Annotated in this window: 12 protein-coding genes; 8 read left to right on the plus strand and 4 right to left on the minus strand. The window is 43.7% G+C overall.

Annotated elements, in window-relative coordinates; genetic code table 11:
* Position 1 precedes the first annotated feature (1 nt).
* Entirely contained in the window at positions 2–1,213 is a 1,212-nt protein-coding gene (locus tag ACVFI8_RS03135) for a glycosyltransferase family protein (RefSeq protein ID WP_248714877.1), read from the plus strand.
* A gap of 195 nt (positions 1,214–1,408) precedes the next feature.
* Here the strand turns inward: ACVFI8_RS03135 and ACVFI8_RS03140 are convergent, their stop codons facing one another.
* Positions 1,409–1,810, minus strand: coding sequence for an XRE family transcriptional regulator (locus tag ACVFI8_RS03140; RefSeq protein ID WP_457873020.1), 402 nt, complete (start codon positions 1,808–1,810; stop codon positions 1,409–1,411).
* 117 nt (positions 1,811–1,927) lie between these two features.
* On the opposite strand from ACVFI8_RS03140, the gene ACVFI8_RS03145 reads away from it, so the two are divergent.
* The 3 genes from ACVFI8_RS03145 to ACVFI8_RS03155 all read left to right on the plus strand — a co-directional run bounded on the left by ACVFI8_RS03145 (position 1,928) and on the right by ACVFI8_RS03155 (position 4,816).
* A complete protein-coding gene (locus ACVFI8_RS03145) occupies positions 1,928–3,070 on the plus strand; it encodes a hypothetical protein (RefSeq protein WP_457873021.1) in 1,143 nt (380 codons plus the stop codon).
* A gap of 65 nt (positions 3,071–3,135) precedes the next feature.
* Complete coding sequence (locus ACVFI8_RS03150) at positions 3,136–3,858, plus strand: hypothetical protein (protein WP_457873022.1); 723 nt, start codon at positions 3,136–3,138, stop codon at positions 3,856–3,858.
* A 241-nt stretch (positions 3,859–4,099) separates the two neighbouring features.
* Positions 4,100–4,816: a flagellar brake domain-containing protein gene (locus ACVFI8_RS03155; protein ID WP_248714876.1), complete on the plus strand. Its 717-nt coding sequence runs from the start codon at positions 4,100–4,102 to the stop codon at positions 4,814–4,816.
* A gap of 14 nt (positions 4,817–4,830) precedes the next feature.
* On the opposite strand, the gene ACVFI8_RS03160 is transcribed toward ACVFI8_RS03155, so the two are convergent.
* Positions 4,831–6,546, minus strand: a complete 1,716-nt coding sequence (locus ACVFI8_RS03160; RefSeq protein ID WP_457873023.1) for a sugar phosphorylase — start codon at positions 6,544–6,546, stop codon at positions 4,831–4,833.
* A gap of 416 nt (positions 6,547–6,962) precedes the next feature.
* On the opposite strand from ACVFI8_RS03160, the gene galU reads away from it, so the two are divergent.
* Positions 6,963–7,787 carry a UTP--glucose-1-phosphate uridylyltransferase GalU gene (gene galU, locus ACVFI8_RS03165; RefSeq protein ID WP_248715607.1) on the plus strand — a complete coding sequence of 275 codons (825 nt, stop codon included), beginning with the start codon at positions 6,963–6,965 and terminating at the stop codon, positions 7,785–7,787.
* A gap of 29 nt (positions 7,788–7,816) precedes the next feature.
* Here galU and ACVFI8_RS03170 read toward each other — a convergent pair whose 3' ends face one another.
* A complete protein-coding gene (locus tag ACVFI8_RS03170) occupies positions 7,817–8,266 on the minus strand; it encodes a GNAT family N-acetyltransferase (protein WP_457873024.1) in 450 nt (149 codons plus the stop codon).
* Between the two features lie 287 nt (positions 8,267–8,553).
* On the opposite strand from ACVFI8_RS03170, the gene ACVFI8_RS03175 reads away from it, so the two are divergent.
* The 3 genes from ACVFI8_RS03175 (at position 8,554) to trhP (ending at position 11,646) form a co-directional block, all read left to right on the plus strand.
* Positions 8,554–9,069: a DUF4124 domain-containing protein gene (locus ACVFI8_RS03175; RefSeq protein WP_248714873.1), complete on the plus strand. Its 516-nt coding sequence runs from the start codon at positions 8,554–8,556 to the stop codon at positions 9,067–9,069.
* 121 nt (positions 9,070–9,190) lie between these two features.
* The gene (rdgC, locus tag ACVFI8_RS03180) at positions 9,191–10,099 is read left to right on the plus strand and encodes a recombination-associated protein RdgC (RefSeq protein WP_248714872.1); all 909 of its coding nucleotides are present in this window, start codon (positions 9,191–9,193) and stop codon (positions 10,097–10,099) included.
* 179 nt (positions 10,100–10,278) lie between these two features.
* Entirely contained in the window at positions 10,279–11,646 is a 1,368-nt protein-coding gene (gene trhP, locus ACVFI8_RS03185; protein ID WP_248714871.1) for a prephenate-dependent tRNA uridine(34) hydroxylase TrhP, read from the plus strand.
* A 101-nt stretch (positions 11,647–11,747) separates the two neighbouring features.
* Here the strand turns inward: trhP and ACVFI8_RS03190 are convergent, their stop codons facing one another.
* Positions 11,748–12,914 (minus strand): Lcl C-terminal domain-containing protein, encoded by a 1,167-nt coding sequence (locus ACVFI8_RS03190; RefSeq protein WP_457873025.1) that lies wholly within the window; start codon positions 12,912–12,914, stop codon positions 11,748–11,750.
* Positions 12,915–13,152: the final 238 nt, after the last annotated feature.

Here is a 13,152-nt window from a genome sequence, read left to right on the forward strand (position 1 = left end):
CATGGCTGACTTTTATCAAAACGGCATTGTTACCACCTTACATAACCTTACAGACCGTCCACTAGAAGAATTAGAGCAAGAGCTCATTGCTTTCTCTAAAGTTAGACCTATGAGTTTAGTGCTCCCCTCCTTATTCTCTGAACTAGAACGTCCCGCTTTGGCGAAAATTGTAAAAGAACTGGCCAAGGTTCCTTATCTTAACGAAATCATTATTGGCCTTGATGCGGCCACCAAAGAGCAGTTTGATTATGCTAAAGAGTACTTTGCTGATTTACCGCAGCACGTGCGAATTTTGTGGAATGACGGTCCACGCTTAAGAGCGCTAGACGCGCAACTTGCCGAGCATAATCTAGCCCCAAAAGAAGCGGGTAAAGGACGTAATGTTTGGTATTGCTTTGGTTACGCGTTAGCCTCTGGTAAAAGTAAAGCCATTGGCCTGCACGACTGCGACATTATTACTTACGACCGCAGTATGTTAGCGCGCCTAATGTACCCAGTGGCCAACCCCTTGTTTAACTATGAATTCTGTAAAGGATTTTATGCCCGCCATGCCGATGGGAAACTCAATGGCAGAGTGGCCCGTTTATTGGTCACGCCCTTGTTAAAAGCCTTGAAAAAGATCGAAGGCTACGATGACTACTTAGAGTATTTAGACAGCTTTCGCTATTCACTCGCGGGTGAATTTTCAATGCAATCAGATGTATTGAATGACTTAAGGATCCCATCAGATTGGGGTCTTGAAATTGGCGTACTATCAGAAATTTACCGAAATCACTCTACCAACCGAATTTGTCAGGTAGACATTGCTGATGTATATGACCACAAACACCAAGATTTAAGCTTAGATAACTTGGATGCTGGTTTAGCCAAGATGGCCACCGATATTAGTAAGGCTATTATTAGAAAACTGGCGACACAAGGCCATACCTTCAGCCCCGGTAAACTGCGCTCATTAAAAGCCACCTACTACCGCATAGCATTAGATTTTATTGAAAACTACCACAGTGATGCCTTAATCAACGGCCTCACCTTAGACCGACACGCCGAAGAAGATGCTGTAGAACTTTTTGCCAAAGCCGTTATGTCAGCTGGTGATACTTTCTTAGAGAACCCTTCAGCGACACCGTTTATTCCAAGTTGGAACCGCGTACAAAGTGCCGCTCCTGATTTCTTAGAGCGTTTGTACGAAGCTGTAGAAGCGGATAATTGCTAGACTTTTCTGAATAATCCTTTCGCTCGGCAGCCTGCCTGCCGAGCACTTTTTTGTTGCTAATTAGTACGCCCCGATTTGAATCGAACAAATACCAAGAAACGGTAATGAGTAACCCCGCCCCTAAATTTGACCATCTAAGTTTTGCTACTGAACAGCGCAAACACTTGATACTAGAAGCTGAACAACAATTTGGCTTTAAGTCTTTTTATCGTGTAATAGTTTGTCTATTTTATAAATAGTGTCTAGCTCATCAGCACTGCGTGAAAGCAGCTGATCCCACATCTTTAACATTGACGCTTTTGCGGGAGGCTTTACCCCGGCCTCTCGTTCTTCTGCGGTAAGAGGCAGTAATTGCACCACACTAATATCCATCGCTTTTGCAATGGCACATAGATCCAGTAGTGTTAGCTGACTGGTGCCCTCTCGGTCGAGCTTTGCGTAGACAGAGCTGGTGGGTAAACCGGCGTTACCCGCCAAGTTTTTCCTAGACCACTTCAAATTAGCCATTAAAAACTCAAGACGCTCAATTTGCATACTTCTTATTTGGGCATCCGTAAGTCCGAAAAATTCATACCCTTCGCTCTCCAACTTTGGCATTCCAAAATCCATAAACCAGCCTATTTATCCTTCCAATATATAGAAACCCCCTTTGCTAAGCTATTTCCAAGTTAACAAATCAACGCTTATTAGCGCTCAACCTCCAAGGCGAATACAATGAACAAACTAAGCAAACGAGCAGTAAAATCGGCGACGACTCTATTACTGGCCACCGTAATAAACGGATCTTTTGCAGCAAACAAACCGGGTGATGACCTCCCTTATTTCGACGCTCAACGAACAGCCCAACAAAACACTGTTGAAGTGGTCGACTTCACCGGTAAAACTAGTCAAGAACTGGCCGCTTTTTTAGCGTTACAATCTCGAGTACAAGCCCCACAACATGTCATCGACGCCTTTGAGGTGGCTGTTGAAAACAACCGTAAAATTGCACCCGACTACACCGCAATGATGGAACAACAAGCTACCATTCGTGGCGTATCCGTTGCTCAGCTTTTTGCTGAGGCGAGCGTAACCGATTGGCAAGTGAACCAAACCATCATTAAATCATTGGCCGCTAATCAGGATGTTAAAGAATTAAATGGTTGCACCACAGTGGCCTTTAATAATGGCATCGTTGGTCAAACTAACGACCTATCAATCAAAAATTTAAGTTCAGATACCATGATGGTAAAAACCAACGACACGATATTTTTGCCAACCGATGGTGCACACTTTCAAGGCATGGGTAAACACGTCGGAATAGTTATTAATTTTCTGGGGGTAACCGCAGGAGAAGACGCATTAGGAAACAACAACCTAATCTCAACAGATGCGCTCTTCGCCGCAGCCACCAGCGCGGCGTCTATACAAGACTTTATTAGCAAAATAGAAGGCTACAGCACCATTACGCCGCTTAATTTCACCCTAGCGGATGATCAGGGTAATCACGCAGCGATACGGATACACGCAGAAGGTATGGAGTTATTAACCGGAGAACAGCGCGGAATTGGTCACGCCAATCACACCGAAAATTTTAAACAGCAGATATTTGAAAGCATGACCCCCTTTGAAGCTAACCAGGCCTTTTTCAATACTTTTGCGCGTGAAGAAGCAGTGTCTGCCTTTTTGGATTACTCACCAGAGCTAAGTGTTGAGTCAATGCAATGGCTGTTTAATCGTAAGCCGATCAATCTCTCCAAATTCCAGGGCAAAGATTTTGTCACCGTAGAAGCAATGGTATTTGACCTAAAAAATGGATGTGCTTATGTTGCTGGTGATAACCCTCGCTTTACTGACTACAGCAAAACCTGCTTCTGACACTCACTCATTGCGCACTGCAAGGTGCGCCTTAGGCAATCTTTAATACAATTATTGGTACTACTATGAACTTAATCTTAAAAATACTATTGGCTGTTGGAGTAGTGATGGCTATTTCCGGCTGCGAACCAGAAGGCGGTATTGACCTTACCAAAAAATGTGCGCCAAATTGCATGAAAAGTGGTGGCAATAACGGTGGTAAAACACCTGTATCACCAAATCCAGAAATAACCATAACCAGTGGGATATACCGAGACTCTGCCAACGACCATGTGGCGACGATTGACAAAAATGGCCGGGTGCTTTTTTGGGATGATTACACAACAGATCGAGAATTAGAACAACGCGGCTTAGTGCAAACGCAAGTGCGACTAAATAGCCAGTACCGCGAAGAAAATGCCTGTACCATTGCCTATAACGGCGCTCGCTTTCAGCACAATTATAGCTTTGAGAAGACCGGGTCAAGTTTGCTGTTCTTCACCTCTTGTGGCGATGCTAGAGCTTACCAAAAATCGCTTAACCCAACACCAGCCAGGACCACTATAGCCAGCAAAAATTCAATCTCCTATTTGTACACCGCAGCGGGCGAGTCTCTAGAGCTAAGCGCGGATGCCTTAACAAACATCGACCAACAACAAGCGATACTTAACGATAACGGTCTACTAAGTTTACCTGCGCCTTACCAACACTGTACTCAAGAATATTTTTTGGATGAACAAAGTGTGGTAATTCTAAGCAGCCCAAATTGTGAGTCGACTGGTTTTGAGTCTGGGCTTTACAGCCGCTAATAGCAAAAACAGAGGCAAGGCTTGTATTAACTAGATTCGGATGAATAGCAACAACATTGTTGAGCAAACGCTGCGCCAAATTGTTCAACATTGTAGCCCTTACACCCGCAGCCTGCCTGCCGAGCACTTTTTTGTTGCTAACAAACACCAGCCGTTCGTGAAAAGTCAATTTTAGATCAACTCACTCATTCATACTTCATACCAATAACATAACGACTCAGGATATTAGGGGTGATTGGTATTGAGTAAACATCAAATAAGCAACGACAGAGCATTAATTGTCAGTACACTTACCAAGCTAAGCCCAGGCGTAATGGTAGACATTCAGCTATCTGCTGGTGACAAGCTACGTCTAAAAGCCAAATTGGTGGGCTATGAGGAAGGTGGATATTTTGCATTTTCACTACCAAAGCAGGTATATCATCAGTATCAAGACCGCTTATTTGAAGGTAAAAGCTGTGTGGTAAGAATGATCATTGAAGGTGAGTCTGGATTATGTGTTGCCTTTAAATCACAAATAATCACCTTAAATAAAAAACCACAAATTATGCTGTTTACTCAATACCCTGAGCAAATTGAATTCATTCGTTTACGTAAAAAAAACCGAATAAACACCCATTTACCGGTATTGCTAACGGAACAACAAGCGCCTAGCGACACTGCATCCATCGATCCAAGTGATCGTTTGGAAGGGGTAGTACTCGATTTATCTGAAGATGGGTGTCGGGTTGAATTAGCAGCCCCGCAAGGCCAACACAAATCATCATTGGTATTTGTACAACTACTCCTTCGTTTTCCGCTTAACCCCGACAAACCAATATTGTTAAACGGACAAGTTAAAAGCCAACAACGCTGCGCCAATAATAAGGTACGTGTCGGCATTCAATTTGAATCTAACAAATACCTTGAAACGGTATTTAATAAACTCAATTTATTTAGTCATCCAAGCTTTGCTTAAACAGCCAATAAGCTTTATTTCGGCGCTAACCACAACACTTGATAAGGTTTCAATTTGTAATCTGCTAAGCTGACGTTCTCTTCGCTCAGCAAGTCGTCACATTGTTCCAAAAAAGCCTTTGGTAGCTGAGCTAAGTGCTCCAATTGTTGAGGGTATTTAGTCAGGTTGAATACCGCTAATACCGAATGAAATTTATCAATATAACTGTCTCTTGGCGCATCGCCTCGCTGCATAACAAATACCGCATCGCCGCAATCGTAAACCCGCTGAGCTGACTCAGGGTGAAAGGCCGTGATGGTTTTACGTAATGCTAACAAGGCACGATAGCGCTGAAAGACTTGTGCTTGCGGGCTATGCTCTTGAGCCAATAGCGTTTCAAATTCCTCTCTTTGCCAACGATGGCGATTGATAGAACGCGTGCGACCGGTTTGTTCTACTAAAGACTGATCGTTAGCGGTAGCCGTTAAGCTGTGAATATAAATGCCAGGGATGCCTTGCAAGCTCAGTAACAGCTTTTGACTACACAAAAAGCGCTCTACTTGCCACTGATCTGATCCAGTTCGGGTACCTTGCAGCGCATCAAATAAAGAGATATTGAGCTCATAGGGGTTTTGGGTACCGTCACCGTTAGACTTCATGCTAACAAACCCACCAAAGTTATGAACCGATTCGCCTAAATCGGCAATTTCGTGCTTAGGAATAATCTGCTCTACTGCTCTCACCCCGATGCCGTCATGAGAAGCGACAAAATTGAAGTAGTTACACCCTTTTGGCAACGCGACTAAATCACGAGCCCAAGCGGTTAAGTAGTGGCCATTACCTCGGTTTAAGGCGTGCAGCAACAGCGGTGGCAAGGCAAACTGGTAGACTAAGTGGGCTTCATCACCATCGCCAAAGTAACTAATGTTTTCCTGATGGGGCACGTTAGTTTCAGTTATCAACACTAAATTCGGATCCAATTGCTCCATGACCCAGCGTAGCAGTTTCACTACTGCATGCGTTTGGGGTAAGTGAATACAATTGCTGCCCAGAACTTTCCAAACAAACGCTACCGCGTCTAAACGCACAAAGCGCGCGCCTTGTTGCAGATAGAAGATAAAAATGTCGACAAAAGCCAATAGCACTTTGGGATTAGAAAAATCGAGGTCTATTTGATCATCACTAAAGGTCGCCCATACATGTTTTATCCCTTCTCGTGTATAAACATCGACGATCAGAGGGCTGGTTCGAGGTCGTGTCACTGCGCTGTAATCAAGCTTAGGATCTGACTCTATAAAGTAGTCTTTACCTTCACCTGAACCGTTTACAAAATCGTTAAACCATAAACTTTGTCTCGAACAATGATTCATGACCAAATCAAACATTAACTCGAAATCTTGGTTCAGCTGCTCAATGTCTTTCCAATCGCCCAAGTTGTAATTGACTTGGTTATAGTCAATTACCGAGAAACCGTCATCAGAACTAAACGGGAAAAAAGGCAGTATATGAACCGAGCTAATCAATCCGGTTAAATACTCCCGCAAAAACTGATGCAAACTTTGTAAGGGTGGTAAACCACCACTTAATACGCTATCCCCATAGGTAATGAGAATAACGTCTTTTTCAGACCACGCTTGGTAACGAGGAAAACCAGCTTGGGCGGCTTCAACTTTTGAGAATATCTGCTTACTCAGTGGCTCAATTAACGAGGGTTCAAAAATTTGTTTTAACAGGTGTTCGAGTTGCTGCATACACGGCCCTTAACAATCAGCTAATACTGTTAGGCAAAAAGATTCCAAGTAACGTGCCAACCCTCAGGTAAACGACCTATTTTAAAAAATACACGCTAAGCAATTGTAAAATATACATTTAAATACTTAGTAGAAACAGCGGTTGTTTTATTGCTTATTTATTGAGTCATTTTTCAAATCGTTATGTTCATTTTTGATGCATTGGTATAGTTCAAGCACCGACAGCGCACCAATACAGTGCAAAAATATCAACGACACTATCGACAAACAATCGAGACAATAACAATTAAACTAACAAATACAATTACTTAACATGCTTCACATTGAGTACTGGCACTGCTCTTGCTGTACTAAATATAGTATTAATATCAAATCAACCTCACAGCAAAGAGCTGTACCAAGGAGTTTGTATGACCATGATTAAGAAATGTCTATTTCCTGTAGCGGGTTACGGTACGCGGTTTTTACCTGCCACTAAATCGATGCCGAAAGAGATGTTACCGATTGTAAATAAGCCTCTGGTTCAATACGGGGTTGAAGAAGCGGTTGCTGCCGACATGAGCGATATGGCCTTTATTACCGGTCGCGGAAAACGCGCTATTGCTGATCACTTCGACATTAGCTATGAACTCGAAAATGAAATAGCCGGCACCAGCAAAGAGGAGTATCTAAAAGAAATTCGCCACCTAGTCGATAATGTGAATTGTACTTACACTCGACAGAAAAAAATGATGGGACTAGGCCACGCAGTTCTGTGTGGTGAAACACTCATTGGCCAAGAACCCTTTGGCGTTGTGTTAGCTGACGACTTATGTTTTGGTGATGATGGCGGCGTACTGGCACAAATGGCAAAACTTTATGAACAGTTTCGCTGTTCAATCATTGCGGTGATGGAAGTCCCTAGAGAAGAAGCCCACAAATATGGCGTGATAGAAGGCGAAGCCTTACGTGACGATCTATTTCGAGTGACGTCGATGGTTGAAAAACCGCCGCTAGGAGAGGAGCCTTCTAACTTAGCAGTGATTGGCCGCTATATTCTGACCCCAGATATTTTCAGCTTATTACGTGATACCCCTCCGGGCAAAAATGGCGAAATACAATTAACCGATGCCTTACTGACCCAAGCTCAAAACGGCTGTGTCATGGCCTATAAATTTAAAGGTAAACGTTTTGATTGCGGCAGTGTAGAAGGATTTGTTGACGCCACCAATTATTGCTTTGAAAACTTATACGGCAAATAGCGCTTACATCGATACGCCAGTGATAAGTATTACTGGTGTATCAATTGCTTACTGGGGTAAGGATCGAAGCCCATATGTACCAAAGGATACCCGGTGTAACGCTCTGGGCGCTTCCAAAGGACTTCGAAGCGATGACGCAAGTAGAAACTAAATGCCTCTGAATTATCGGCAAACAAATGTAATTCTAAGCGAGATCGTAAACTTTTTGCCAACTCTAATAATTGCGAACCAATGCCCCTTCTTTGCCAGTTAGGCGCTACAAATAGCGCGATCAGTTTATGGTCGACTAAGGCTAGAAAGCCGCAAATTTGTTTTGATACTTCAGCTACCCATACTTCAGATTTAAACTGATATAAGCGCTGTAAAGCCTCTTGTCGCTCCCACCAATATTTTCCAGGCAAAAAATCATGAGCTCGTAGGCTAGCCGATAACCATATTTCACTAATATCGTCATAATCCGTGTCTTTTGCTTGTCGCAAAGTTAAACCTTGGGCAGTAGTGAAAGAGTTCAATGTGTTTTTCATCAAGAAGTGATCAATGTTTGCTGATTATGGTAGCCATCTATTAAACATGGTGTGAAACAGATCGAATTTCCTAGGCTGGTAGAAGATGTAGATCGCAGTTTACAATGAAAGGCTGTTTCATCAGCACCAAAGTGACCCGCGCCAAATAAACTAAGAAATATTAAAACTAACTGAGAAAGCAAAACTTAATGCCGATATAATGCTTCTACATTATAAGAGAAAACTCAATATTAAGGATGATAATGAGCTTAACTAACATCTTAAAACTCTTCAGTTTAACTATCACTCTCATGGCAACAATGACAAGCAATGCGCAAGTTTATAAGTGGGTAGATGAAAATGGAACCACTCACTTTAGCTCGCAGCGCCCCGCACATGATAAATATCAGGATATAGACATCAGTGTGTCTCCCAAGAGACAAGCGAGTAAAGAAGTACAAGAGTTTGCCGAAAGTCTCCAGCAAGCTGTACTCACCGACCACGGTGATGCACAACAACTTGACTGCTCCGCCGCGGTGGTAAATAGCAAAGACCAATTAAGCTCGATGCAAGCGGTCAGCCTTAAGAACCTACAAGATGGATACTTAAGCCAAGCTGATTATGACCAGGCCAAGGTTGCAATCAGCGGGGCAAAAAATCAAATTTCGACCCAAGAATGCTTAAGCGCCACTGGCCCCGTGAAAAAATTCTACCTATGTATGAGCAACCAAATGAATCATGTGATGCGATGCGGAAAAAAATACGATTATGGCGCATAAGCACTGCGATGAACTACAAACGCTAAGTTCACATCGATGTAAAAAAAGCGTAAATCAGCACTGACAAGCCAAGTAGTTTTGTTAGAATAGCGCCCCTAATTTATTAATGAGTTATTCCGTTATGTGGTTTAAAAATTTAATGTTGTTTCGAATTACCAAAGAATTGGAACTCGAACCAGAAAAGCTAGACGCCACCTTAGAAGAGCTAAGCTTTACCCCTTGCGGAAGCCAAGACCTAAGCAAATTTGGTTGGGTAACGCCAATGGGCAAATTTGGTCAAAGCATGATCCATGTTGTGGGCAATGAGTATTTAGTATGCGCTAAGAAAGAAGAGAAGATGCTACCCGCATCAGTAATTCGCGATACCTTAGCCGATAAAATTGAGCTAATCGAGCAAGAGCAACAACGCCCGCTTAAAAAAGCTGAGAAAGATGCGTTAAAAGAAGAAATTGTCATGACGCTATTACCGCGTGCCTTTTCTCGTACCAGCTTAACCTACGCATGGATAAGCCCAGACAATAACTTAATCGCGGTTGATGCTGGCAGCGCCAAAAAAGCTGAAGAAGTTATTTCACTATTACGTAAATCTTTAGGCAGCTTACCGGTTACGCCCATTAACTTAGCCAACCAAGCCGATGTAACCATGACCGACTGGATCAATGAAAAAGCTATTCCAGCCAACTTTGAACTGGGCGAAGAAGCTGAGCTACGCAGTGCCCTAGAGGGTGGCGGTATTATTCGTTGTAAAGAACAAGACTTGTTCAGCGACGAAATTAAAGTGCACTTAGATGCCGATAAGTTTGTAACCAAACTTGAACTAACGTGGGCAGAATCGGTTCGCTTTGTGATAAGCGAAGATATGAGTATAAAAGGAGTTAAGTTCACCGATACCATTACCGAGCAAAACGAAGACATCGAAAAAAGCGATGTGGCCGCGCGTTTTGACGCCGACTTCGCACTCGCCAGTGGCGAGCTGAGTAAAATGGTGCCTGATCTTATCGCCGCTTTAGGTGGCGAAATAACCAGCTAAACACCCCCATAAAACTTACCTATTTCACCAGCCATTAACATAGTTTCAAGTACTTAGTTACTGGCTGGCGATTTTTTAATCAAAAGCATTGCAAGCCCTCTTCTCTACGCGTAAAATGCGCGCCCTTATTGTGCTGTACGCAGCCCTTCTCAATGATTCGACTCAGACCCGGAGCTTTGATGTTTAAACCAGAATTACTGTCGCCTGCTGGCAGCCTTAAAAACATGCGTTACGCTTTTGCCTACGGGGCAGATGCGGTTTATGCTGGCCAACCTCGCTATTCCTTACGTGTAAGAAATAACGAATTTAATGCTGAAAACTTGCAGCTAGCGATTAACGAAGCACACGCACAAAACAAAAAGCTGTACATGGTCAGTAACATTGCCCCGCATAACGCCAAGTTGAAAACTTACCTGCGAGACATAGAGCCCATCATTGCGATGAAACCTGATGCACTTATTATGTCTGACCCAGGCATGATAATGATGGTGCGCGAAGCGTTCCCTGATCAAACTATTCATCTTTCGGTTCAAGCCAATGCCATTAACTGGGCTACCGTTAAGTTCTGGCATCAACAAGGTGTAGAACGGGTGATTTTGTCGCGCGAATTATCGCTAGATGAGATCGAAGAAATCCGTATGCAAGTGCCTGAAATGGAACTTGAAGTATTTGTACATGGCGCATTGTGTATGGCCTACTCTGGCCGATGTTTGCTGTCTGGTTACATCAATAAACGTGACCCAAACCAAGGTACTTGCACCAACTCGTGCCGTTGGAAGTACAACGCCCACGAAGCCAAAGAAAACGAAGTCGGCGACATTATTGCGGCACAACCGCAAATTGTAGAACCCACCTTAGGCGCAGGAGCCCCTAGCGACCAAGTATTCTTGTTGCAAGAGCAAGGTCGACCTAATGAGTATATGCCAGCCTTTGAAGACGAGCATGGTACCTACATTATGAATTCGAAGGATTTACGTGCTATTCAACACGTAGAGCGTTTGACTAAAATGGGTGTGCATTCGCTTAAAATTGAAGGCCGTACTAAGTCATTTTATTACTGCGCCCGTACTGCACAAGTTTATCGCCAAGCGATTAACGATGCAGTAGCGGGTAAGCCTTTCGACCCAAGCCTAATGGGTACCCTAGAAAACCTAGCGCACCGTGGCTACACCGAAGGTTTCTTACGTCGCCATACGCATGATGAATACCAAAACTACGACTACGGCTATTCAATTAGCGACACCCAACAGTTTGTGGGTGAAGTAGCAGGCCGCAATGCGGCAGGCCTTGCCGAAGTGACGGTTAAAAACAAATTTTTGTTAGGCGACACCTTAGAGTTAATGACTCCACAAGGTAACCTCAACTTCAAATTGGAGCACCTTGAAAACAAAAAGGGTGAGCTGATTGATGACGCTAAAGGCAGTGGTCATACGGTATTCTTACCCGTACCCGAACATGTAGATTTAGAGCATGCACTCATCATGCGTAATCTACAAACAGGACAAAACACCCGAAACCCACACCAAGAGACTGAAACTAAAGTGTAAATAAGCATTGCCTGTCTAGGCTAATCAGTTTGTTTACCCATTAGCACTTACCCGCCGATAACTCATTGCTATCGGCTTTTTAGTGCCTATACACCCCTTAACTAAGGTGCATCTCTGACTAAACGCACATAGTTATAATAACGTTCTCCTCCCTCGCCCAAGGCGCCACCTTGATATTTAGTATCAAATCGCACACCACCCGCACCGTGGAAGTCATTTCCCTCGCCGTCGCTTGCCGTTCCAAATGCCACATACCATGCGTAATAATATTCTTGGCTATCACTACCCAAATAGGCGCTAGTACTAGACCAAAAATAACCATAATCCTTGTCATATACAGTCTCGTCATCTCTCAATTCTGTAATATCAAAAAAATCGGTATCAATAGCAGGCCCTAGGTCTACCTCATTTTGCGCACTAGGAGAGTGAGTGTAATCAACAATGCTGTGCAACTCTTTAATATTAGGCACCCGCCAATCAGTGTAACTTGCCAGCGTTGAGTCTGTTGCATAGGCCAGCGCTTCTTGCCAGTTCATACCATAGCCGCTGTCTTGTTGTGCCCACATTAAGCCTGTTGCTATGTCAGTAATGGTGCCATCATCATTGTTGACAAACTGATTCACGCCGTAACGATCTCCGCGCACAGCGCGTACATAGTTACCCATTTGGCCAGAGGCATAAGCTTTTATGTGACCAGAACCGTGGTTCACCCCAAAGGCGGCTGAGTCAGGTCCTGCTATGGTGCTCCCAACATAGACCTCCGTCCAATATTGCTCATCCTTGCTGACGACACTGCCCGCTAAACCAAAATAGCTCGTATCCAAATAAGGCCAACCTATTGAAAAGTCACTTAATGAAAACAGTTCTTTAGTGCTAGGAACCCGCCAATCACTATAGCCAGCTAACGCTAAGTCATTACAATAATCCACCGCTTCTTGATAACTCAACCCCCGGTTGTCGGGGATTTGTTGCCACATTAGGCCGGTGATATTGTCGCTTACGGTGCCATCGTTGTTATCGGTGAAACTAAAAGGATTTCCTGAATATTGAGCATCTTGACCAAAATAGTCCTCTCCAGCAACGGGGCAATTAATGACAGCGCCATCATTGTCTAAGCAATTTACCTGCCCTGTGTCGGCCAAATTGAAATCCAAAACATCGTTGGCTTCTTCACTGCTATCGATAATGCCTTCGATGCCATTACACCCACAAAGGACGATCCCTAAACTGACTATACTTAAACGTTGAGGTAGGTATGTTCGCTGCATTATGGCTCCATCCTAAAGCTTATCCCGCGTTATTTACCCCTCGATTATTGACAGTGAATATGCAAAAGAGATGGAGAAAAAAGGGAAATTGGCAGTAATTGCCTTGGCGCAGAAGTCCGCCACAAATAGGTGGTCAACACGTTCGCCGACGCTTCTCTATTCACCTAAGTCAGTCTTCATCTTTTCTGCACAATTGGCGAACAAAATGCTTGTTATACTGAAGTGAGGTGACAACGTT

The organism is Agarivorans sp. MS3-6, from assembly GCF_054112545.1.